This window comes from Aerococcus sanguinicola, assembly GCF_008726925.1.
Taxonomy (GTDB): Bacteria; Bacillota; Bacilli; order Lactobacillales; family Aerococcaceae; genus Aerococcus.
Genome location: NZ_VYWO01000001.1, coordinates 69215 through 92754 on the forward strand (window position 1 = coordinate 69215; position 23540 = coordinate 92754).

General features: G+C 48.2%; 20 protein-coding genes and 2 tRNA genes. 15 read left to right on the plus strand and 7 right to left on the minus strand.

All coding sequences use genetic code 11. From position 1 onward, the window contains the following. Positions 1-31: 31 nt before the first annotated feature. On the minus strand, positions 32-649 hold the full coding sequence (gene recU / locus F6I03_RS00440; RefSeq protein ID WP_070430978.1) for a Holliday junction resolvase RecU: 618 nt from the start codon (positions 647-649) through the stop codon (positions 32-34). 314 nt (positions 650-963) lie between these two features. Here recU and tig point away from each other — a divergent pair, with 314 nt between their 5' ends. The 5 genes from tig (at position 964) to rpoD (ending at position 7474) form a co-directional block, all read left to right on the plus strand. Continuing rightward, positions 964-2244: a trigger factor gene (gene tig, locus F6I03_RS00445; RefSeq protein WP_070430977.1), complete on the plus strand. Its 1281-nt coding sequence runs from the start codon at positions 964-966 to the stop codon at positions 2242-2244. Positions 2245-2344: 100 nt separating this feature from the next. Next, positions 2345-3613 carry an ATP-dependent Clp protease ATP-binding subunit ClpX gene (gene clpX, locus F6I03_RS00450; protein ID WP_070430976.1) on the plus strand — a complete coding sequence of 423 codons (1269 nt, stop codon included), beginning with the start codon at positions 2345-2347 and terminating at the stop codon, positions 3611-3613. 74 nt (positions 3614-3687) lie between these two features. Continuing rightward, entirely contained in the window at positions 3688-4287 is a 600-nt protein-coding gene (yihA, locus tag F6I03_RS00455; RefSeq protein ID WP_070430975.1) for a ribosome biogenesis GTP-binding protein YihA/YsxC, read from the plus strand. Positions 4288-4363: 76 nt separating this feature from the next. Beyond that, on the plus strand, positions 4364-6229 hold the full coding sequence (dnaG, locus tag F6I03_RS00460) for a DNA primase (RefSeq protein ID WP_150983031.1): 1866 nt from the start codon (positions 4364-4366) through the stop codon (positions 6227-6229). An 18-nt stretch (positions 6230-6247) separates the two neighbouring features. After that, the gene (gene rpoD, locus F6I03_RS00465; RefSeq protein WP_224788478.1) at positions 6248-7474 is read left to right on the plus strand and encodes an RNA polymerase sigma factor RpoD; all 1227 of its coding nucleotides are present in this window, start codon (positions 6248-6250) and stop codon (positions 7472-7474) included. A 40-nt stretch (positions 7475-7514) separates the two neighbouring features. Here the strand turns inward: rpoD and F6I03_RS00470 are convergent, their stop codons facing one another. Next, the gene (locus F6I03_RS00470; protein WP_070430972.1) at positions 7515-8120 is read right to left on the minus strand and encodes an SGNH/GDSL hydrolase family protein; all 606 of its coding nucleotides are present in this window, start codon (positions 8118-8120) and stop codon (positions 7515-7517) included. A gap of 151 nt (positions 8121-8271) precedes the next feature. On the opposite strand from F6I03_RS00470, the gene F6I03_RS00475 reads away from it, so the two are divergent. The 4 genes from F6I03_RS00475 (at position 8272) to F6I03_RS00490 (ending at position 10782) form a co-directional block, all read left to right on the plus strand. Next, positions 8272-9147, plus strand: a complete 876-nt coding sequence (locus tag F6I03_RS00475) for a DegV family protein (protein WP_070430971.1) — start codon at positions 8272-8274, stop codon at positions 9145-9147. A gap of 66 nt (positions 9148-9213) precedes the next feature. Beyond that, the gene (locus tag F6I03_RS00480; RefSeq protein ID WP_070430970.1) at positions 9214-10437 is read left to right on the plus strand and encodes a beta-ketoacyl-[acyl-carrier-protein] synthase family protein; all 1224 of its coding nucleotides are present in this window, start codon (positions 9214-9216) and stop codon (positions 10435-10437) included. 45 nt (positions 10438-10482) lie between these two features. Further along, a tRNA-Sec gene (locus F6I03_RS00485) sits at positions 10483-10579 on the plus strand. A gap of 129 nt (positions 10580-10708) precedes the next feature. Beyond that, positions 10709-10782: transfer RNA gene (locus F6I03_RS00490), tRNA-Arg, on the plus strand. Between the two features lie 51 nt (positions 10783-10833). On the opposite strand, the gene F6I03_RS00495 is transcribed toward F6I03_RS00490, so the two are convergent. Next, positions 10834-12018, minus strand: a complete 1185-nt coding sequence (locus F6I03_RS00495) for an NADH-dependent oxidoreductase (protein WP_083290564.1) — start codon at positions 12016-12018, stop codon at positions 10834-10836. A gap of 251 nt (positions 12019-12269) precedes the next feature. Between F6I03_RS00495 and F6I03_RS00500 the strand changes: the two genes are divergently transcribed. From F6I03_RS00500 to F6I03_RS00520, 5 genes are all read left to right on the plus strand, one after another. Next, entirely contained in the window at positions 12270-13085 is an 816-nt protein-coding gene (locus F6I03_RS00500; protein WP_070430968.1) for a MetQ/NlpA family ABC transporter substrate-binding protein, read from the plus strand. Between the two features lie 110 nt (positions 13086-13195). Then, positions 13196-13768: a hypothetical protein gene (locus F6I03_RS00505; RefSeq protein WP_141737855.1), complete on the plus strand. Its 573-nt coding sequence runs from the start codon at positions 13196-13198 to the stop codon at positions 13766-13768. Positions 13769-13861: 93 nt separating this feature from the next. Next, positions 13862-14848 (plus strand): YihY/virulence factor BrkB family protein, encoded by a 987-nt coding sequence (locus tag F6I03_RS00510; RefSeq protein ID WP_070430966.1) that lies wholly within the window; start codon positions 13862-13864, stop codon positions 14846-14848. Further along, the gene (locus F6I03_RS00515) at positions 14848-16152 is read left to right on the plus strand and encodes an FtsW/RodA/SpoVE family cell cycle protein (RefSeq protein WP_318174203.1); all 1305 of its coding nucleotides are present in this window, start codon (positions 14848-14850) and stop codon (positions 16150-16152) included. The genes F6I03_RS00510 and F6I03_RS00515 overlap by 1 nt, the downstream gene beginning before the upstream one ends. Further along, entirely contained in the window at positions 16115-16477 is a 363-nt protein-coding gene (locus F6I03_RS00520; RefSeq protein WP_070430965.1) for an ArsC/Spx/MgsR family protein, read from the plus strand. The genes F6I03_RS00515 and F6I03_RS00520 overlap by 38 nt, the downstream gene beginning before the upstream one ends. Before the next feature lie 64 nt (positions 16478-16541). On the opposite strand, the gene F6I03_RS00525 is transcribed toward F6I03_RS00520, so the two are convergent. From F6I03_RS00525 to F6I03_RS00540, 4 genes are read right to left on the minus strand one after another with little or no spacing between them, the layout of a single operon-like run. After that, positions 16542-17477: an NAD(P)H-dependent flavin oxidoreductase gene (locus F6I03_RS00525; RefSeq protein WP_070430964.1), complete on the minus strand. Its 936-nt coding sequence runs from the start codon at positions 17475-17477 to the stop codon at positions 16542-16544. Between the two features lie 12 nt (positions 17478-17489). Further along, a complete protein-coding gene (locus tag F6I03_RS00530; RefSeq protein ID WP_070430963.1) occupies positions 17490-18659 on the minus strand; it encodes a thiolase family protein in 1170 nt (389 codons plus the stop codon). 12 nt (positions 18660-18671) lie between these two features. After that, a complete protein-coding gene (locus F6I03_RS00535; protein WP_070430962.1) occupies positions 18672-20918 on the minus strand; it encodes a 3-hydroxyacyl-CoA dehydrogenase/enoyl-CoA hydratase family protein in 2247 nt (748 codons plus the stop codon). Beyond that, positions 20905-22548, minus strand: coding sequence for a class I adenylate-forming enzyme family protein (locus tag F6I03_RS00540; RefSeq protein WP_070430961.1), 1644 nt, complete (start codon positions 22546-22548; stop codon positions 20905-20907). Before F6I03_RS00540 ends, F6I03_RS00535 begins: the two co-directional genes overlap by 14 nt. A 221-nt stretch (positions 22549-22769) precedes the next feature. On the opposite strand from F6I03_RS00540, the gene sufC reads away from it, so the two are divergent. Then, complete coding sequence (gene sufC, locus F6I03_RS00545; protein ID WP_070430960.1) at positions 22770-23537, plus strand: Fe-S cluster assembly ATPase SufC; 768 nt, start codon at positions 22770-22772, stop codon at positions 23535-23537. Positions 23538-23540 lie beyond the last annotated feature (3 nt).

The window sequence follows — 23540 nt, forward strand, 5'->3', positions numbered from 1 at the left end:
AAACCTTCTTCCTATAAGTATGTAGCTGTGACTAGTGGCACTTGCCATAGTCTGTAATATATTGGTCAAGCAAGGGGAGATAATCTAAGTAAGGTTGGTATTTTAGGGCGATAGGGTAGGCGTAGTCTTCGATTCGCTGGAAGGGGATCGAGGACCGTTCCTTAGCCTGATAGGCCTGCCAGTCTTCCTGGAGGGCCTCAATAGGATATAGATAGGCTTCCTGCCGCTTGGAAAACCAAAAAATAACAAAACTCAAGCCTCCTGCTTGGCTGCAGGCAGTCATGTGCTTGACTTGGTGGGCCTTGATATTATTGAGTGGGAAGCTCTTCATGCGGTTGGATTGCTTGGCTTCAAAGTCCACATACCAGCCCTTGTAGATTCCATTATAGTCCGTCGTGGACGCTTGCCGGTAATAGGCTTCCGTAATCTTAGCCCGGGCCCGGTTGGGATAGTCCACTTTGACCACCTGGATGGGAGTGGGCTTCTTATGGATGACTGCCAGTCCACGGTTGAGATACCATTGGTTGGATTGGTTGAGCATATTCTCAAGCCGCATCCCCCGATGGCCAAATTGAATTTTTTGACGGTTGGACTTGGCCTTGTCTTGGTCCAAACTCCCTTCAAATTTTTTACCGTTTGGATAACGCATCTGATCGTCTACTCCTCCAATCTATCCCTATAAGTATAGCAATTTTACCCGATAAAAGGAATAAATTGCACAAAAATTAACACAATTATAACACGCCTGCAAGCTTCTTAATAGTCTAGCGCTCTAGTGCCGGCTGCTTGGCTAGACAAGGAGACTTCATAACTTTATTGGGTTTAAACTAGACATTTTAAGCTTTTTAGTGTAATATGTCAAAATGTGAACGATGATATGCCTGTTAGGGCAATTTGCTTACTTTGAAGCTATCTATCGATTAATCAAAAAATGAAATTTTGAAGAGTTAGGGGAATTAATACATGACAGTAAATTTTGAACAGACAAGTACTAATGAAGGCGTTCTACACTTTACCGTAGCCCAAGAAGATGCCCAAAAGGCAATGAAGCAAGCTTACAAACGTGTGAAGAAAGATGTGAGCGTACCTGGCTTCCGTAAAGGGAAAGTAAACTACCAAGTCTTTGTTAAGATGTTTGGGGAAGCTGCTTTGTACGAAGATGCCATTAACTTGGTTCTCCCTCAAGCCTATGCCCAAGCCGTTGAAGAATCAGGTTTGGACATTGTTGGCCAACCTAAATTCGACATTGAAAAAATTGAAAAAGGCCAAGACTGGGAATTGAAAGCTGAAGTAGCTACGAAACCAGCTGTTAAATTAGGGGACTACAAAGGCCTTAAAGTCGCTAAGCAAGACCGTGAAGTTAGCGAAGAGGAAGTCAATCAACGCCTAGAAGCTGCTCAAAACAACTTGGCTGAATTAACCCTTAAGGAAGGTCCTGCTGAAGAAGGCGATACCGTTGTTATCGACTTTGAAGGTTTCAAAGATGGGGAAGCCTTTGAGGGTGGTAAGGATGAAAACTACTCCTTAGAACTCGGTTCAAATAGCTTCATCCCAGGCTTCGAAGACCAATTAGTAGGGGCTAAAGAAGGCGACGAGAAAGAAGTTAAAGTTACCTTCCCTGAAGAATATCATGCAGAAGACTTAGCTGGTCAAGAAGCGACCTTCCAAGTTAAAGTTCATGAAGTGAAGACTAAAGAAGTTCCTGAACTTGATGATGAATTCGCTAAGGACGTTAACGAAGAAGTTGACAGCTTAGATGAATTGAAGGAAGTCTACAAGAAAGAAATTGAAGAAGCTAAAGTTCGCCAAGCAGACGATGCGCGTGATGAAGAAGCTATCCGTCAAGCCGTTGACAATGCAGAAATCGAAGACCTACCACAAGCTATGGTTGACGAAGAAGTGAACCACCAATTAGAACACTACTTAAATGAAATGCAACGCCAAGGCATCAGCCCTGACTTGTATTATCAATTAACTGGCACTTCAGAAGAAGACCTCCGTCAACAATTCGCTGAAGATGCTGAACTACGTGTGAAAACAAACTTGATTCTTGAACAAATCGTTGCAGATGAAAATATCGAAGCAAGCGACGAAGACGTTGAAGAAGAAATCAAGTCCTTAGCAGAAACATATAACATGCCTGAAGAACAAGTACGTCAAGTTGTGACTTCAGATATGCTGAAACGTGATATTGCCCTTAAGAAAGCTATGAGCTTGATTACGGATTCTGCAGTTGAAGAATAAGCTTTAATTGAGAAAGAGAGAGGTTGGAGTTGGATAAGTTGACTTCAACCTCTTTTTTTGACAAAATTAGTTGATGTGTAAGAAGGGAGAGAGGCAATAAATGTTTAATGATGATACTGCTCAAGTCCATTGTTCCTTTTGTGGCAAGTCCCAAGACCAAGTCAACAAGATTATTGCTGGACCAGACGTCTACATCTGTAATGAATGTGTCAGCCTGTGCCAAGAAATAATTGATGACGAAGCCCAAATGGAAATTTCGGATGAACTGGTTATGGTAGACCCACCGAAACCAGCTGAAATTCATGAAGTCTTGGACCAATATGTTATCGGTCAAGAAGATGCTAAGAAAGCCTTATCCGTTGCCGTTTATAACCACTACAAGCGGGTCAATAGTAACCTTCAAACAGATAAGGATAAAGAAATGGAAGGGGTAGAGCTGCAGAAGTCTAATATCTGCCTCATTGGGCCAACGGGTTCCGGGAAGACTTACCTGGCCCAAACCCTAGCCCGCTTATTGAAGGTCCCCTTTGCTATTGCTGATGCGACCTCACTGACAGAAGCAGGCTATGTGGGAGAAGATGTGGAAAATATCTTGCTCAAACTCCTCCAAGCCGCTGACAATGACCCTGAACGTGCCCAGTATGGCATCATCTATGTGGATGAAATTGATAAGATTGCCCGCAAATCTGAGAATGTTTCCATTACCCGGGATGTGAGCGGGGAAGGGGTCCAACAAGCCTTGCTCAAAATTTTGGAAGGAACAACTGCTAATGTTCCCCCACAAGGCGGTCGTAAGCACCCCCAACAAGAATTTATTGAATTGGATACCACGAACATCCTATTCATCGTGGGCGGGGCCTTTGATGGCATTGAAAATATTGTTAAAGAGCGTCTGGGCGAACGGGTGATTGGCTTTGGCCAAACGGCAGGCCAAGAGAGCCCAGAGGAGAAGAAACAAATTCTTAATCATATTATTCCGCAAGACCTCCAGTCCTATGGTTTAATTCCAGAATTTATTGGCCGTTTACCGATTATCACGGTTCTGGATAAATTGACTGAGGAAGACTTGGTGCGGATTCTTTCCGAACCTAAGAATGCCTTGATTAAGCAATATAAACAATTGCTTGCCTTAGATGATGTGGACCTTGAATTCACGGACGAAGCCCTCCAGGCGATTGCCAAGAAGGCTATCGAACGTAAAACAGGCGCCCGGGGCTTGCGAGCCATTATCGAAGAGAGCATGATTGATATTATGTATGATATCCCTAGCCATGACCAGGCAGCTAAGGTAATCGTCACTGAAGACGTGATCAACCATGAGGCCCAGCCTGAGATTTTGGATGCTGAGGGAAAGCGTGTGAAAGACTAAGTAGGGATAAGGACGTAAGAGGTTGGGAAGGACTCCCAGCCCCTTTCGTTTTTATTCAATAGGAGGCTAGGACAATGCAAGTTCATCAAGTAGAATTCTTAATCAGTGCGGTGCGGCCCGACCAATACCCGGAAGCGGACCGGCCCGAAATCGCTTTGGCTGGTCGGTCCAATGTGGGCAAGAGTTCCTTCATCAATACCATGGTAAGGCGCAAAAACATTGCACGGACTTCAAGCAAACCAGGCAAAACCCAACAATTAAATTATTATGCCGTCGAGGATAGCCTCTATTTTGTCGATGTACCAGGCTACGGCTACGCCCGGGTCAGCAAGAGCGAAAAGAAGAAGTGGCGGGACATGCTGGACCAATACTTTATGACACGGCCTAACTTAGTGATGGCCCTTCTCTTGGTGGACTTCCGTCATGCGCCCAGCAAGGAAGATATCCAAATGAAGGATTTCTTCGAAACTTATGAGATTCCATATTTTGTCATTGCTACGAAATCAGACAAGGTGAAACGGTCTCAATGGAACAAACACCTGGCTCAAATTAAGCAGGACTTAGACCTGGTGACAGAAGATCAAATTCTACCCTTCTCTTCGAAGACAGCGGAGGCAAAGGATGAGGCCTGGGAGATTATTGAAGACGTGATTGCTGGGGCATATGACGACTAAGCCTTTTCTTGCAATTGGATAGAACTTGAAGTATACTATAGAATGCACAATCCTATGGCATTAAGAGGGTGAACCAGTGGCAAAAGCAATACCTAATGAAGTGGTTCAGTCGGTTAGAGAGCAAGTCGATATCCTAGACATTGTGGGAGAATATGTGGACTTGCAGAAGCGGGGGAAAAACTACTTTGGCAAGTGTCCCTTCCATGATGAGCGGACGCCATCTTTTTCTGTTGAGGCTGACCAGCAATTTTTTAAGTGCTTTTCTTGCGGCCGGGGTGGCAATGTCTTCTCTTTTATTATGGATATTGAAGGGCTTTCCTTCCCTGAAGCTGTCGCAAGCGTTGCGATGAAAGGGCATGCCAGTGTCAACTTTGACTTTGACCTTACAGCCAAGCAGCAGACGAGGCGGTCCCCAGAAGAAGAGAACTTGATTGCTATTCATGAGGCGGCAAAGGACTTCTACCATTATCTCTTGACAGTGACCCAGTATGGGCAAGGAGCCATGGCCTATTTAAAAGGCCGGGGTTTTAGTCAAGAGACTATCAACCGCTATCAAATAGGGATAGCTCCAGAGGATGGCCAATTATCCTACCAGCATCTGCTGACTAAGGGCTTCACAGATGAAGCGCTCCTGGCTTCTGGCATTTTTATCCGGAGTGACTATGACCACCAGCTGCGCGATCGCTTCTCTGGTCGCTTGATCTTTCCCTTGCGCAGTCCGGAAGGGGAGACGGTGGCTTTCTCTGGCCGCATCTTGCCCCAGGAATCTGGGACTCAGAGTGACCAGGCCAAGTATTTAAATAGCCCGGAAACAGCGATCTTCCAGAAGAGTCATTTTCTATTTAACCTCGACCTCGCCCGACCAGAGATTCGGCGGGTCAAGGAAGTGATTCTTTTTGAAGGCTTTATGGATGTGATTAAGGCCAGTGAAGCGGGGATCAAGAATGGCCTGGCTTCGATGGGAACGAGCTTGACATCGGCGCACATCCAGATGGTCCGACGCCAGACTAAGGAAGTTCTCTTGGCCTATGATGGGGATAAACCTGGGATCGAAGCGGCTTATCGGGCGCTTGACCACTTTAGTGAGCAAGCGCCTGACCTAAAGATCCAAGTTTGTGTCTTTCCTGACCAGATGGACCCGGATGAATATATTGAACGCTATGGGAGCGAGCAGTTTGGTCACTTCATTGTCAACCAGCGCTTGTCTGTGATGCATTTTTACCGGTATTACTACCGCTTGCACTATGACTTAGGGACCGATTCAGGCAAACTTCAATACATTGAGGCAATTATCGAGCGGATTGCTCGTTTAGATTCAGCAGTGGAGCAGGAGCTCTACCTCAAAGAACTTAGCGAAGAGACCCAGCTCGCCCTTGACAGCCTCAAAGACCAGCTCCTACAGGTCCAGCAGACGGTTTCGCGGCCAAGTCAAACGGGGGAGAGGCAGGCAGAAGAAGCAGTGGCCAGCTCCTGGCTGGGACCGTCGAGCCAGCCTGCCCAAGAGGCCTATAGTCCCTTAGAAATTAATGAAATGCACTTATTTAATCGTTTATTGAAGCAGGATGATGCTTGGCTTATGCTTAAAGTTAAGTATCCAGACTTCCAATTTCAGTCGGTCAAGATGCAGACCCTCTTTACCTTGCTCGAAGCCTTCCGCCAGGACCAGGGGGCCAATTATTCACCCCAGGCTTTTTATAACCGCTTACTCGACCAAGCTGACCAAGCCTTGTTGGTGGAAATTTATTGCTTGGATATGCCTGAAGAAGTGAGTGAAGCAGAGCTAGAGGACCTGGTCTATAATATAAGAACTAAGACAGACTTAAAGGGTCAGTTAGCCGCACTCAAGGACGAGATGGAACAGGCGAAGCTGACTAACGACCAAGCGCGAATCGGCGACTTAAACCTCAAACGGATTCAAATATTGAGACAGATGAAAAGATAACAAATGGGGGAGATTTATTTGGCTAAAACAGACGATAAAAAACCAAGTTTGAAGCAGGCAAGCAAAGCATTAATCAATGAAAAACGTATTTTTGGGTCGATTCGCTATGACGAATTAAGTGATAGCATTGCCCAACCTTATGGCCTCAATGACAAAGAAATTGATGACTTGATTGAGCAGTTCGAAGAGGCGGGTGTCGCTGTGGTTGACAATGATGGGGGCCCAACCAACCGCCAATTGCAACGGACAGCTGAGAAATCGGATGATATCAAAAAAGAAGAAATTGATGACGATACCATCGATGAAATTGTCGATAAGGATAAAAAGACCAGCAAGAAGTCAGATACAAAGAATAAACAGGATAAAAAAGCCAAAGACAAGGAAGAAGACGAAACGAGTATTCCTGCTAATGTCAAAATGAATGACCCTGTCCGGATGTACTTAAAGGAAATCGGTCGGGTGTCCCTTCTGACAGCTGATGAAGAAGTCGCTTTGGCTAAGCGCATTGAAGAAGGTGATCCGATTGCCAAGCAGGAACTAGCTGAAGCCAACCTTCGTCTGGTAGTCTCGATCGCCAAGCGTTATGTCGGCCGGGGGATGTCCTTCCTTGACCTCATTCAGGAAGGGAATATGGGCCTCATGAAAGCAGTTGAAAAGTTTGACTACACCAAGGGCTTTAAGTTCTCAACTTATGCTACTTGGTGGATCCGTCAAGCCATCACCCGTTCGATCGCTGACCAGGCCCGGACGATCCGGATTCCTGTTCATATGGTAGAGACCATTAACAAGTTGGTTCGTATCCAGCGCCAACTCCTCCAAGACTTGGGCCGTGAACCCACACCGGAGGAAATTGGGGCAGAAATGGACCTGCCAACAGAAAAAGTCCGCAATATCATGAAGATTTCCCAAGAAACAGTTTCTCTAGAGACGCCTATTGGGGAAGAAGATGACTCCCACTTGGGGGACTTCATTGAAGACAATGAAGCCATGAGTCCAGAAGATTTCACTTCCCAAGAAATGCTCAAGGAACAGCTCAATGAGGTCTTGGACACCCTAACAGACCGGGAAGAGAATGTTCTACGTTTACGCTTTGGTCTGGAAGACGGTCAATCCAAGACATTGGAACAAGTCGGTAAGCAATTCGGCGTGACCCGGGAACGGATCCGTCAGATTGAAGCGAAAGCCTTGCGCAAGCTACGTCATCCTTCCCGCTCTAAACAATTGAAGGACTTCATGGAAGAATAATACAGCAATGAGGAGGTCTGGCCTTGGCCGACCTCTTTTTTTAGACCCGTATTTGTTCCAGCTTTTCCTTGATTTTTTGGCTTAAGTAATGGTGGCCAGAGGGGCTGAAGTGGATATGGTCCTCTCTAAAGTATTTGCTAGGCTGACTTTCAAAGACCTGGGCAAAGCTTAGAAAGTGAGCTTGCTTGCCTAGGCACTGTCTAAACATAATCTGGAAATCGAGGAGACGTTCTTGGAGCAGGGGGTCTTCAAAGCCCGCAGTCACATCTAAAAAAAGGATAAACTTGGGTGCAAAATGACTTTGGACTTGGTCTAAGAGCCTGTTGAAGTCTTGAGGCCAGTTCCCTAAGTAGTTCTGCCATTCGTCCGTAGTTAATTGCCGGTGAAAATAGATATCGTTAATGCCAGCACCAATCACGAGGCCATCGATAGCATCTAACTGGTCTAAATTGGGGCGGAGATCGGACCAAATATCTTTAAACTGAGCTCCCTTATAGGCTTTATTAATTGCTGTATAGGGAAGACCCTCTTCTCGCCATATCTCTTCAAGCTGGGCAACAAAGCCCTGGCCTAGATCATCTGAACGTTTAGCTTGGTTACGGCCAGCAGCAACTTGACTATCACCGATAAATAAAATCGTATGCATGGTAAGCACCTCCCTATCCTTATTTTACACGAAAAGTTTGCCTAAGCAATTTTGGTATTTATTTTTTAGTGAATAAAAAATTGTTTTTATAAAAACAGTATGTTAAAATTATAAAGAATGACAGTTTCCTATGAGAAAGGGGAGAAAAGGCATGTCAAAGATCGCAATTCTCTGCGATAGTTTAGCCTATCTTGATCCGGCTTTTAAAGAAGAACATGATATTTTTGTGGTTCCACTGTCCGTAACGTTTTCTGATGGGACCTACCGTGACATGGTAGATATTGATGATGAAACATTCTATGCTAAGGTCGAAGCGACTGGTGAATTTCCGAAGTCATCCCAACCGAGCCCAGGTGCTTTTATGGAAGCCTTCGATGAGATCCAAGCTAAGGGCTACGACCAAGTTTTGGCTATTATGGTGACGCCTCGCGCTTCGGGCACCTTTGAGACCTTGAAGATGGCGGCTGACCAGGAGGAAGATCTCGAAGTCTATCCCTTTAATTCGCAAATTGGTCTTCAAGCCCAAAGTTATTATATTGAAGAAGCAGTGAAAGAGCGTGACCAAGGACGGTCGATCGAAGAGATCGTAAATAACCTAAACAAACTTCATCCCTACAGTAAGCTTTATGTGATCCTGGATGATGTCCGCTATGTGCTTAAGGGCGGACGATTGGGCTCGGCTGCGACAGCCTTGGTTAACTTCCTTAAGATCAAACCAATTGTCAAAGTCGGTCAAGACCGCCTAGAATTATCTGCTCGCACGCGTAGTTTAAAGAAGGCTATCCAACGAGTTGTTGAAAGTTTAGAAGCGGATGCCAGCAAGGGTCTCCCTTTACGGGCTACAATTTCAGGACGCAAAGATTTTGAGCCCTACCAGTCACTTAAAGCCATGGTCCAAGAGAAATTCCCTGATATACGCTTAGAAGAAGGGATTATTGGGCCAACGGTAGGCGTCCATAGTGGGCCGAATGCCTTTGCTTTGATGTGGAGTATTGATACAGATAAACAATCTTTAGAAGATTTATAACAGGCTGGAGGCTTGGTAGGGTATGAGCCAAGCCTTTTTTGTTGAATGAATGAGGAGAGGTGACGCATGACGCAACGTGTTGTGGTGACAGCTATGGCGGCGATTAGCCCACTAGGTCGCAGTTTAGAAGAGAATTGGCAGTGTCTGCAAGAAGGAAGGCATGGCATTCGAAGCTTTGAGGAGCTGGGAATAGCAGCTAAGGGAGGTCTGGGCGTCAGTGTTTGCGCCCCTATCCCAGATCGTGAACTCAATGTTGATTCTTATGCAGCTGAGGAACTTTACCTTTCTTTAGCCCATGAAGTCGCCCAGTCTTGCTACCAGCAGAGTGCTATGCAGGCAAAGGATTTTTCTGCTTATCGGGCAGGGGTTTATTTTGGGAATGGGCTAGGTGGCTTGAGAACAGTTGAAGGTGCAATTGCAGGCCAGTTGCCTAGCCAGCTTTTTCTTTCCAACCTAGCCGGACAGACGGCCTTATCTCTGGCCCAGTCTTTAAACTTTAGGGGACCTGCCTTGGGGATTTCGACAGCCTTTGCCTCTTCTAATTCTGCGATTGGTGAGGCCTTTCGCGCTATCAAGACAGGTCATTTAGATCTTGCATTAGCTGGAGGGAGCGAATCTTGCCTAAATTCCAGTGGCCTAGCTTTTTTTGATAATTTAACAGCTCTCAGTCACCAGGCTGATCCCAATCGGGCCTCGATTCCTTTTGACCGGGACCGTGACGGCTTTGTCATGGGGGAGGGGGCAGCCTTTTTAATCTTGGAATCGCTAGCTTCGGCCCAGGCTCGTCGGGCACCTATTTATGGCGAAATACTGGGTTACGGGGCCTCCAGCGATGCCTATCATTTAACGGCTCCGGCCCCGCATGCCCAGGGGCTCGGTCAAGCCATGCGCCAAGCCTTGGAAGAAGCTCAGCTGCCGGCAGAAGCCATCGCTTATATCAATGCCCATGGGACATCGACGGCTGCTAACGATGCCAGTGAAACGGAAGCCATCAAAGCGGTCTTTGCAGACCATGCCCAAGCCTTAGCAGTTTCATCAACCAAGTCCTTTACGGGGCATTTATTAGGGGCAGCTGGCGCGATTGAAGCTATTTTTACGCTCATGGCCTTGACTAAACAATTTATCCCCCCAACATTGGGCTTACAACATGCGGACCAGGGACTTGACCTTGATTATGTGCCCGAACGTGGGCGGTCTGCTAATTTTCAGTATGCCCTAAGCAATAGTGCGGGCTTTGGTGGACATAATGCGGTTCTCTGTTTTAAAAAATATGAGCAGGATAAGTCATAAACTATTGCCTAAATAAGAAATAAATGTTATAATAGACTTTGTCCTGGGAGCGGATGGGTTCTGGTGTTCCCTCTGGTCTTCAAAACCAGTATAAGGAGTTAGAAGCTTCTTGGGTGAGTTCGATTCTCACACGTTCCCGCCAAAGACTATTATCCCAGTTTGGAAGCCAAACAGGCTTTCCAAGCTGGGCTTTTTCATATTGAGAAAGCAAGCCATCTAAAATCTACTTGACAGGCGCTGACTTAAAGAGGTAAAATATAATTTGTGAGTTCTCGGGGTAGCTCAGCTGGATAGAGCACCGGTCTTCTAAACCGTAGGTCGCGAGTTCGAATCTCGCTCTCGAGGTCAAAAAATGCTGACTTGTTAATGAGTCAGCATTTTTTTATGGGGATTTTTTTAATAGCCTTCTCGGTAATAGTCGCTATCCTGGCCATGGAGGGAGAAGATGGATTCTCGCCCGGCTAATTGGAGGGGCATTTGAGGGTCGGAGAAGAGGGTGATGAGGGCTGGAGGGAGTTTGGAGACTGTAACTTGTTCGGGTGAAATTTCTGTCACAATGTCTTGGCCTCGACCCTCCATGATTTTCTTGCCAAATTCAGGGTCAATTAGGGTTCCCCGGCCAACAGCGGCTAAGTCTGCATAATTGAGGGCGTCGGCTGCTTTTTCTTCATTGGTGATGCCTCCCACGACAATGAGTTTGACCTCTTCGGGAAGGACTTGACGGTAGATTTGGGCATAGGTCAGATCTTGGCCTTCTGGTCGGTGCTTGTAGTCGAGATGGGAGATATGGATGTAGTCGAAGTCATAGTCCCGGCCGAGGTCAGCGACTAGACGGGTAGAGTCTTCATAGGTGTAGCCTACATTATCGCCATGGATTTCCTCGGGACTGATCCGGTAACCGATGATGAAATCTTTCGGGGCTTCCTTTCGAACGACTTCAAAGACCTTGTCGTTGACTGCGCGGATAAAGCGCGTCCGGTTCTCGTAAGAGCCACCCCATTGATCGCTTCGTTGGTTGGACCACTTGGAGAAGAATTGTTGGTGGAGGTAGTGGTTGGCCCCGTGGATTTCAACCCCATCGAAGCCGGCTTGGATGGCCCGCCGTGTTGCTTCACCGAAAGCGTCAATAACTTGGTAGATTTCTTCTTCAGTAATTTCTTCAACGGGGTAATCTAAGAAAGAAAAATCAATGGCGCTCGGCGCTAAGGCACGGCCTCCGTGGCGGGCAGGAAAATTGGATTCCCGGCCTGAGTGGTTAATTTGCACCATGGCCTTGTTGCCCTTAGCCTTTAGGGCCTTGGCAATCTGGCTCAGGCCTTCGATATGGGCATCGGACTGGATCCCTAGCTGTTCTTTGTTCGCTGCCCAAGTATGGGAGGGGCCACCATCCTTGATGACATAGCAATATTCGACAATGACAAGACCCGCAGACTCTGCCCGGGCTTGGTAGTAGTTGAGGGTGTCTGGACTAACGAAGCCCTGGCTTAGCCCACTATTGGTGAGCATAGGGGGTTGGACAATTCGTCCCTTAATTTCTGCCCCGTGGCGGAATTTCACGGTATCTCTTAATGTTTTAGTCAAGCTGATCATCCTTTCAATTGGCTTGTCAGGACCAGTCTAACATTAATTAAAGTCTTTTATTATAGAAATAAATAATAACAGCTATCTCTGCTGACTATTGGAAGGACTGATCGGGTCAAGCGTCCATCCGCTATCAATAAATCCTATACTTAAGCCTTTGCTATTTCCGGGCAGGCTTTATATAATAGTAAGAGGCATCCTGCTCCTTTTAACATGGTCAGGATGAATCAAATCACAAGGAGTGGCAGACAATGCGAAAGAAATTGATTTTATTTATGGCGGTTATTGCCCTATTCTTAACGGCATGTGGCAATTCAGGCAAGGAAGCGACCCATGTCAAGTTAGGGGTAGTAGGGGATAAGAATGACCAGTGGGAATATATCCAAAAAGAACTGAAGGACAAGGAGAACATTGACCTTGAATTGGTGAAGTTTACGGACTACCGGGGACCCATTGTGGCCTTAGAAGATGGCTCGATTGACCTGCATGCCGCTTTGACGGAAATCTTCATGGATGAAGTGAATAAAGAAGGCGGCTACACGAATACTACCATCGCTTATACGACTCTCAACCCCATGGGCGTCTTCTCGGAAAAGATTGACTCGCTCGACCAACTGAGAGATGGGGCAGTGGTTGCTCTCCCTAACGATGTTTCGAATGAAAGTCGGGCTCTCTTACTCCTGCAGACAGCGGGCCTGATTAAGTTGGACCCAGACAAGGGCCTCCTCCCTTCCATTAGTGACATTACTGACAACCCCAAGAACTTACAATTTGAATCCATGGCAGCCAACCAAACCGCGCGTTCTCTAGGGGATGCCGATATCGCCTTGATCAATAACGATATGGCTTCTGATGCGGGCTTTGTTCCTACCCAAGATAGCATCTACCTGGAACCAGTGGCAGACTCTTCTAAGCCTTATTATAATGTCATTGCGGCCCGCCAGGATGAAAAGGATAAGGACGTCTACCAAACCATCGTCAAATACTATCAGACGGATGAAGTGGCCAAGATCATTGATGAAATGACCAATGGCTCCAGTATTCCAGTTTGGAACGAGAGCAAGTAAGCCCTCATGATCTATTAAACTTCGCTTAAGAAAGGAAAAATGCTCCTTTTTGAAGCGAAGTTTTGTGCTAAAATATAGGCAGAAAATAATAGATGGGACGGTAAAATCAGATGTGGAAAAAATTAGTGAATAGCTTAAGCCTCTTCAGTCTGAGCCTGGTCTTATTTGCTTGTGGACGTAGTGACCAGTCCTTAACTTTTGCTGGGGACCAAGAGAAGTCCTCTGCACAGACAGTTCAAGCCAGTAAGGGGGGCGCCAGTCAATCGGAAGAAGCCAGTGACCAAGCGGATCCAGCTGACCAAGGAGACGACGACAAGGAAGAAAGCGCTGGCCAAAGCTCAGACCAAGCGAGCTCACAAGGAACAAGCGCGAAGGCTTCAGAGTCGAGCTCAGACCAAGCCTTAGCGTCCAATACGGAATCTAATCCCGATTCCTCTAAGGATCTCTTACCCAAGGTCTCTAGCCTCATCCACCAAGCTTCAGCTAATATTTATAATAATGAGGATTACTACTTCATGCCAAGTGTCTTAGAGGATGGTAGCTTCCAAGTCGAAGTCCGCCGCCAAGCCCCTGAGAACATGCAACAATCCAACCTGGTGACCATCTACCGTTACCAACCCAATACGGGGCAACTCTTGCAACAGGATATTTTAACCAACACTTGGAATGATGTTACCCCATAAGTGTGTTAAAATATAACTTGCACACGGAGTTCTGCACTTCTTCGATAGGTGCAGAACTTTTTTGATGTGATTAATAAAAAGGGAGGCAAGCTGATGTTTGCAAAGTTCCAGCAGAAGTATTTGCCAGTTATTCAACGCAGCGTACAAGATGCTTATGTAGGAGGAAGTGCTGCAGAAATGTCCTACTATACCTTACTCGCCCTCATTCCCTTGCTCATCTTATTAGCTAATGTGATTCCTATTATCCCCATGGACACTGGGCAAGTGATTCAAGTGATTACAGATTTCTTACCGGACCAGGTGGCTCCTTTTATTATTCCGGTACTCAAGCAATATTTGGGGAATGTGAACATGGGGGTTATCTCCCTGTCATCCATTGCTATTATTTGGTCCGGATCGACGGGCTTCACCAGTTTACAGCGAGTCCTTAAGCGGGTTTATGGCATTGACCATAAGAATAATATGATCTTTACCCGCCTGATTTCCTTCTTCCTGGCCTTTGCCTTGGTTCTAGTGGTGGCAGTCTTTAGCTTAGTCTACATGTTCGGCGAGGCCTTCTTCCAATTGCTGGAAGCCCATATTAACCTGCCTGACCAGTTCGTTCAGATTATCGGCGGCCTTCTCTCGGTCCAGGATCTCTGGCTGCTTATAGCGCTCTTCTTATTCAATAGCTACCTCTACCAGGTGGTCCCTATGCCGGGCTGGCATATCAAGTACTCACTCGTTGGTGCCTCGGTGTCGACTTTGATGATGTATTTGATTAGCACCTTGTTCAGTTACTATGTGGATTATTTTGTCGGTCAATCCTTGACCTCCTCGACGATTGGGGTCTTTGTGGTCCTAATGATCTATATCTATCTTTTCTGTATATCGATTGTCTCTGGGGCCTTGATCAATATTCTCTACTATCGTTTTGACCACTTGTCCGATTATTTAAAGGAACAGCCTGCCTATATTAATCGACGGTCGAGTACTTGGGACCAAGCGGAAGAGGCGACAATTGCTTATGGTGACCTCCAGAGGCTGGATGCGCCGATACGTTTTGAAGATAATTATTTTAGTGAAGTTGGTGATGATTGATGGATATGAAACGAAGCAAGTACCAGCGGGTTAAGAACTTGACGAAGACCCGCTATGATTTTCCCCTGCTCCTAAGCTTACTCGCCCTGATGGCTTATTCGATGATTACGGTTTTTTCGACGACTTACCTCCAGTATGAGGAGGCCTCCCTTCTGCCGACCTTGATGCATGGGGCCTGGTTCTTGGTGGGCTTGGTCTTGGTTTATCTGATGATGCAGTTGGACCGTAAAACCCTCTTTCGCCTAGCCCCCTTAGCGTATTTCTTTGGGCTGGTCCTCCTCCTCTTGGTCCTCATCTTTTATGACCGCGGTCTGGCCCAGGCTAGCGGGGCCAGGTCCTGGTTCTCGATTGGGGGATTGACCTTCCAGCCCTCTGAATTGATGAAGCTCTTCTATATTATGATGATGGGCCGGCTAGTGGACGACTATAGCCGGGACTGTAACCGGATGGGCTATGACGAGATGCCTGTCCGCGACCAGGTACGGGTGGACTGGCGTTTCCTTCTGAAGCTTTTTGCTTGGTCCTTGCCGCCCATGCTCTTAATCGTCCTGCAGAATGACTTTGGGACCATGCTCGTCTTTATGATGATCTTGATTGGGATAATCTTTGTTTCGGGGATTTCTTGGCATATTATCCTGCCAACCTTCCTGGCTATTACTTTGCTCTTCCTTGTGCTCCTCTTCCTGGTGGTCTACGACCGGGACCTGCTTTTGAATTTAGGCTTCCAGGACTATCAATTCTCCCGGATCGACTCCTGGCTGGCGCCCTTTGAGAATACGGCGTCAGAATCTTACCAGCTCAGCCAGTCGATTAAAGCAGTAGGGTCAGGGAAGATGTTCGGTAAGGGACTAGGTAATTTTGAGGTTTATGTCCCTGTCCGGGAATCGGATATGATTTTCTCCAGTATTGCGGAGAACTTTGGCTTTATTGGTAGTTCGCTCTTAATCCTGCTCTATTTCATCTTGATCTATTGCATGATTTCTGCCGCCTTTAAGACCAATGATAGTTTCTATGTGGCTATGGTAGCAGGGATTGTGACTCTCTTCTCCTTCCACATTATCGAAAATATTGGGATGACGATTGGGCTCCTGCCGCTGACAGGGATCCCCTTGCCCTTCATCTCCCAGGGGGGCTCAGCCCTTATCACCAACATGATGTGTGTGGGCTTGGTTGCCTCGATTCGCTACAATGAAGACCAAACGGAAAGAGACCACCAACAGAATCTGGTCATCCGTCTGGCACGCAAATTAACAAAGGAGGCTAATCTTGAACGCTTTAGATTTATACGGACTGAAGAAGTGTAGCACTTGTCAAAGGGTCAGCAAGGCTCTGGAAGCTGGGGGCTATAGCCTCAATTGGATCGATATCCGGGAGACCCCACCGCGCAAAGAACTTATCCAAGTTGCTGTCGACCAGGCCTGGCCTGAGGTTAAAAAACTCTTTAATAGCTCGGGGCAAGCCTACCGGCAGTCGGGCCTCAAGGATAAAATTCCTCAAATGTCTAAAGAGGAGATCATTGATGCCCTAGCAGCGGATGGCATGCTGATCAAGCGGCCTTTCTTGACTGATGGCAAACAGGTGTCGGTCGGTAGCCGGGACCAGGCTTTAGCCAAATGGTTGGACCAATAAAATAAATAAGAAAAGGCATCCTAGCTAGCTTCTGAGAAGGGCTTAGGATGCCTTTTTGCTTGGTTTACAGCTTGGCTTGGCAGAGCTTCTGGCGGACTTGCTCAGCTTCGGCCATGATTTGTTCGATGATTTCTTGGACTGGGCGGATGTCATGGATACTAGCGGCACTTTCCCCAGCCATGGGACTGGCTTGGGCGAAACTTTCTTCAGTTAGTGCTTTTTGATAGGATTGTTTGAGGGCCGCTTGAATTTTACCAGGGTCTTGGCCCTTGAATTCAGCAGCTAGGATCTCTTCCAAGAAGGGCGTCTTGAGGCTGCGGACGGCCTGTCCCCAAGTCCGACCGGTAACAATGCTGGCTTGGTCATCTGCCGCCAGCAGGGCAGCCTTGTAGACATCTGGGATAGGGCATTCCTCCGAAGCCAGGAAGCGGGTGCCCATTTGGACCCCACAAGCGCCCAAGGCCTGGGCTGCAAGCAGGCCTGCCCCTGTCGCAAAGCCTCCTGCTGCAATAAGCGGGAGCTGGCAGTGCTGGCGAACGGCCTGGAGCAAGGGTAAGCTAGCGCTTTGACCGATGTGCCCGCCGGCTTCTTGCCCTTCAACAATGAGGGCATCCACCCCAAGTTTTTCCATTTTTTGAGCATGTTTGACCGAGGCAATAACAGGGATCAGGAGGCTTCCTGAAGCCCTCAGATCCTGGGCAAAAGCCTTGGGTGTGCCGGCTCCAGTCGTGACTACCGCAATCTCCTCCTGGTAGAGGATGGGGAGGAGGTCTTGGATATTATCCTGTTGGAGCATGAGGTTAACGCCGAAGGGCTGGTCGGTCTGCTGGCGGATGTCTTGGAGGGCAGCCTTGAGTTCAGTAGCCGACATCCCATAGCTAGAGAGGATCCCCAGCCCCCCAGCCTGGCTGACAGCGGCCACCAGCTCCGGTGTTGAAATCCGTGCCATTGCCCCTTGGAAGATAGGGTATTTGAGTCCAATTTTTTCGAAGAGAGTCATTCCATCACCTTCCTAATTTAAATGTTCAAAGAGGGCAGCCGCTCCCATACCGCCGCCGATGCACATGGAAACGAGGCCATAACGGGCCTGGGAACGTCTGGCCATTTCGCTTAAGAGTTTGCAGCTAAGGACAGCTCCTGTCGCCCCGTTGGCGTGACCAAGAGCGATGGCGCCGCCATTAGGATTCACTCGTTCCTTGTCTAAGTGGAGGGCTTTGATCACAGCTAGGGCCTGGGCAGCGAAGGCTTCGTTGAGTTCGATGAGGTCAATCTGGTCTAAGCTGATAGCTTGCCGTTTGAGTAACTTTTGGATGGCAGGGACGGGCCCAATCCCCATCACTGCAGGATCCACCCCAGCGACCTGATAGCCTTTAAAAATGGCCAAGGGTTGGATTTGGAGTTTGTCTAGCATACTTTCCGAGACGAGGGCGAGGAAACTCGCTCCGTCTGATATCTGTGAGGAAGAAGCTGCTGTGACAGTGCCCCCTCGTTTAAAGATGGCTTTGAGCCGGCTGACCTGGTCTAAGTTAGTATCTGGCCGGATGCCATCATCGGCTTGGACGATTTGACTTTGATGGGCCTTGGCCGTGTGGGCTTGGACCGGAACAATTTCATCCTCAAACTTGCCTTCAACTTGGGCTTTATGGGCTTTGTGGTGGCTGTCTACGGCGAATTGGTCTTGGTCCTGGCGGCTAATCCCATAGTCTTCTGCCAGGCGCTCAGCGGTCAAGCCCATCCAATCACTGAGATGGCAGCCTGCGCTTTCTAGGCTGTAATTATTGTGGGCCTCGAGACTCGCATAAGGGGTGGTGGATTGGAATTCCAGACCACCAGCTAGGATAAAGTCTGCCTGGCCCGCTTGGATAGCCTGGCTAGCGTGGGCCAGGGCCTGGAGGGAGGAGGCACAAAAACGATTAATGGTTTCAGCGGGGACTTGGACAGGGAGGCCAGCGCGCAGGCCTAGCTTGCGAGCAATATTTCCCCCCTGTAGGTTTTCGGGCATGGAGCAACCCACAATGAGATCATCGATCAAGTAGGGGTCGAACTTGGGCCCTAGTTTTTTGATCAAGCCTTGGAGGACTTGGCCAGCAATATCCTCTGCTGGATCATAGGCAAATTTGCCAGAGGGCTTGCCTTTGACGACAGCGGAGCGGGCAAAGGCGACAATATATGCTTCAGACATAGTTTCCTCCTTCTAATTATGCAAGATGGTCTTGTGCTTAACAAAGTGTTGGATTCGTTCTTGGGTCTTTTGGCTCGAGAGAAGTTGGCTAAAGACGGTCTTTTCAACCTGGAATAAATCCTCCCGATTGACCTGGATCCCCATGGCTACATCACCGCCAGCTAGGACCTGGCCAATCCCATCGGCCAAAACTTTGTCATGGTCACTGATAAAGAGCCCCTGGCGCCAATTCTGGGTCGTCCCCATGACGAGCGCCATGAATTCCTTGCCCAGGACAGGGTAGGACTGAGGGAACTGAGGACGGAAGGTCTGGTAGTGGGCTTGGAAGGTTAACCAGTCCAAACTCGCCTCCAAGAGATAGTCTTCATTGGGCACGATCACATCTTCTTGGCGCAAATAGCCCAGACGCAGGGCTTCTTTGGCATGGGCAGAAATCTTCCCATAGGCGACTGTTTCAAAGCAAGCAAGCAGGCGTTCTTTGCGCTCCATCCGGCTCATCTCTTCAGTGTAAATGCGCTCAGCCAATTCCACCAAGCCTCCAGCACCGGGAATAAGGCCCAGGTTTGCTTCAGGTAGCCCTATCTGAAGCTGGGGGCTAGCGAAGATCTTGCTGGCGTGGAGGGCGAGTTCAGCGCCTGCACCCAGGCAGTAGCCCCTGCAGGCTACAGCAATCGGCTTTTGGCTGTACTTGATACGTTGGATGATGCGATGGCCGAGTGCAAAAGAAATTTGGCAAGCTTCTTGGACCCGGTCCTGGGCAATACTGGCTTCAAAAGCTTTGATGTCGTAGCCCCGGGAGAAATGTTTTTGTGGCGAGTAAATGACTAATCCCTTGTGAGAGCCCTCTGCGAGACGGTCTAGGGCCTGGTCCAAGCCCTTCAGCAAGTCCAGGCTGATGACACTGTGACTAGCTTCCAAGCTAAAGATTAAGGCGTCTTGGGGGGCTTGGTAGAGGATGAAGTCAGGCCCTTGATCAAGGATCTGGTCGGTCGAATAAGCGCTGAGGGACTGGTGGCGGGCCAGGCTCTTGCTGTCAGGGTAGAAGGGACCCTGGAAGCGAGTTAGCCAGTCAGGGAGGGGCTTGTCGCTAGCAGCTAGGAGGTCTTTGACCCGGTCGAAGCCCATCATGTCCCAGATCTGGAAGGGACCGTATGTCCACTGGTAACCCCAAACCATGGCCCGGTCAATATCTTGGTAGCTTTGACAGGCGAGGCCGACATTCTGTGCCGCGAAGTAGAGGAGCTTGATCAAGGTCTGAGCCATAAACTGGCCATAAGGGTCCTCGGCATCCAGGATGGCCTTGAAGCGATCGCTAGATGCTAATCGGTCTAATTCATCCATGATCGCAAAGCGCGGGAAGCTCGTTTCTTCATAAGTTTGCTTTTGGAAATTAAAATGATAGCGCTTGCCCTGATCTTTTTTGTAATAACCTTGTCCCACTTTATCGCCGTAGAAGCCTGCTTCAAGGAGGGGCTGGTGGGCTGACCGACTAGGGAAGAAGTCCTGGCAGGTCGGATCAGCTTGGTAGTTGGCTAGGGCTTGTTCGAAGAGGTCCAGGCCGGTATAGTCCACTAGGCGGTAGGGCCCCATCTTCGTTCGTCCGATATACTTGCCAGACAGGGCATCACTTTGGCTAGGGAGCCAGTGCTTGGCTTCAGCCCGGCACATAATGTCATAATTACTGTAAAAAGCAATCCGGTTGGCGACAAAGCCCGTGACGTCCTGGGCAATGATATATTTTTTGCCGACCCGGTGACTGAGCCACTGGCAGAGCGCTTGGACCTTCTCATCCGCAAGATCGGGATGGGGGATGACCTCGACTAAGGGATTGCTGGTGACTGGCGCAAAGAAATGGAGACCTAGGAAGTTCTGCTTAAGCTCTGGGCTGAGTTTTTCGGCTAAAGCTTGGATAGACAAGCTGGATGTATTGGTCGCTAGAAGGACCTCTGAAGCTAAAACTTGCCCCAGGTCAGCAAAGAGGGCTTGTTTGGCCGCTTGGTCTTCTATGATGGATTCGATGACAAGGCCACTAGTCTGTCCTTGCTGGCGGTAGTCCTTATAAGAGACCACAGTGAGGGCGCTAGCCTCTGCCGGGTCAGCCAGTAATTTTTGGCAGGCTGCTTGGACTTGGGCCAGGTCCTGGCTACTCGCCGGGCCGTACTTGACCAAGCAGACCTCTAGACCTGCATTGATGAAGCTAGCGGCAATCTGCTTCCCCATAAAGCCGCAGCCGATGATGGTAAGTTTAGGCTTGTTCATTTTCTCTTCTCCTTATCCATGATTTGAGGGAGGCTTTCTTCACCTTGCCTCCAATTGATTCGTCGATCTCGTCCTTAAAATAAACCCGCTTAGGACACTCAAAGCCAGCCAAGTACTTGTGGCAAAATGCAATCAAGGCGTCTTCATCCCCTTCACCGAGGGTATCCGAGCTGACCACAGCGGTAACCGCCTCGCCCCAATAGGCATCAGGCATGCCGACCACTGCAGCTTGCTTAACTAGGGGATGGCGGAGGAGGACGCTTTCTACGCGGGCAGAGGAGACATTTTCGCCACCGGTCTTAATCATATCCTTCTTGCGGTCGACCATGATAGCTTGCTTGGGCGCTTCGAGGTCAATCACATCGCCGGAATGAAACCAAGCGTCCTGGATGGCGGCGGCTGTGGCTTGGGGATTTTGATAGTAGCCTGAGAAGGCAGCAGGAGACCGGTAGGCCACTTCACCGCTAGTTTCTTGACTGCTTGGGACGAGTTTGTGTTGGAGCCGGGCGTCTGCTGTCCCAATCACGTTCTCTCCTGGGTGGTCGCTTAAGAGCTCTTCATTGCCTGCATGGTAGAGCCTGAATCCTGCAAGAACTTCGGTCTGAGAGAAAGAATTGATAACTTGAACCTGAGGGGAACAGTAGCTTTGGATCTGTTGGTAGAGCTCAGTTTCCAAGTGGGAGTAGGCATAGAGCAGGCAAGTGATGGCAGATAAGTCCAAGTTTTCTTTTTGGGCGACTGCAAAGACCTCGGCCATAATATCAATCCGACCTGTCCAGACTGCTGTAGCTTGGGTCTGGGAAAGGACTTCTGCCATTTCTTGGGCATCCTGGCGTCGTCCAAAAACCAAGGAACCGCCGTAGAGCAGGGCTGAAATGGCCAGAGTCAGATCGGCGCAGTGGTAGATTAGAGGCAGGAAGGAGGCTACCCGGTAGTGGTGGATCTGGTCTACGCCCCGACTCATATGCATGCCATAGATTGAAGCTGCATGGTAGCTGTAATGGTGGCTAATCATAACGCCTTTCGGCCAAGAAGTGGTCCCAGAGGTGAAGAGGATTTCCCAGATGTCGTCCCCATGGATAGGGTAGCGGTTAGGTTGAACTTGGGCCTGCCCCCTCAGGTATTCATTGAAGTCCTGGTAGGAATCAAGGACTTGCCCGCCAATCGGAATGACAAGCTTGGCTTGGAAGGTGTAAGGGTCCAGCACGGCACTAAAGCGACGCACGAAGGCCGCATCAATGACCAGGACCTGGGGTTGGGTCAAGTCAATCAAATAGGCCATCACATCATCTGAAAAACTTGGATTAGCAGGAACGGAAACCATCCCCGCTTTGGCTGTCCCAAATTTAGCGATTAAGGCTTCTGTCGAATTCTCACAGATAAAGAGGACGCGGCTCGCCCGTTCGAGGCCTAATTGGTCGAGCCTCTGGGCAAATTGATTGGCTTTGGCATTATAAGTTCCGTAAGTTAAGCTCTGGTTCTCGGGCAGGCTATAGGCGCCAGGTCCTGCGATTAGGGCGGTATCGTCCGGTCGGTTATGACCTAGGGCTTCTAAGAGATCCCCTACAGCTGTCCGGTTGAAGAGACTATTGTTTCGGCGATTATATAGCGATTGAACATCAATAAGCATTTACGTTTTCCTTTCTATAGGTCACTCGTATCCATTATAACTAAAAACTTAGTAAGTTAAAACGCTTCCCACTTTTAGAAGCTAATTTGTTAGTTCCAATTAATTTAGAATCATTCGAGTCAATTTGAGCCTAGAGAGTCTTCTGGTTCACATATTTGAAAAGTATTATCAAATAGACTAGAATAAGAAGAGACTAACGATTGTTTTATAAGGAGGGCATTATGTCGACATTAGAAATTAAAGACTTACATGTTTCAGTAGAAGATAATGAAATTTTAAAAGGGGTTAATTTAACCATTAATACGGGGGAAGTCCATGCCATTATGGGACCCAATGGGACAGGTAAATCGACCCTATCTGCCGCCATTATGGGCCACCCAGCCTTTGAAGTGACTTCAGGTGAAATCCTCTTAGATGGTGAAAATATCCTGGAAATGGAAACCGATGAGCGGGCCTTGGCAGGCTTATTCCTAGCTATGCAATACCCCTCTGAAATCCCTGGCATTACCAATGCAGAATTTATGCGGGCAGCAATTAATGCGAGACGGCCTGAAGACGATAAGATCAGCGTCATGGACTTCATCAAGAAGCTCGACAGCAAGATGGAAGTCTTAGAAATGCCTGAAGAAATGGCAGAGCGCTATTTAAATGAAGGCTTCTCCGGTGGGGAAAAGAAACGCAATGAAATCTTACAAATGCTCATGATTGAACCGACCTTTGCCATCCTAGATGAGATTGATTCTGGCTTAGATATCGATGCCTTGCAGGTTGTTGCCAATGGGGTGAATTCTATGCGTGGCGATAACTTTGGTTCTCTAATTATCACCCACTACCAACGCCTCTTAGACTATATTGTACCTGACTATGTCCACGTCATGATGGACGGCCGGGTGGTTAAATCTGGTGATGCTGACTTAGCCAAGCAATTAGAGGCTGAAGGCTACAAGGGCCTCGCTCAAGAGCTTAATATCGACTTGGACGAAGACTAGCGG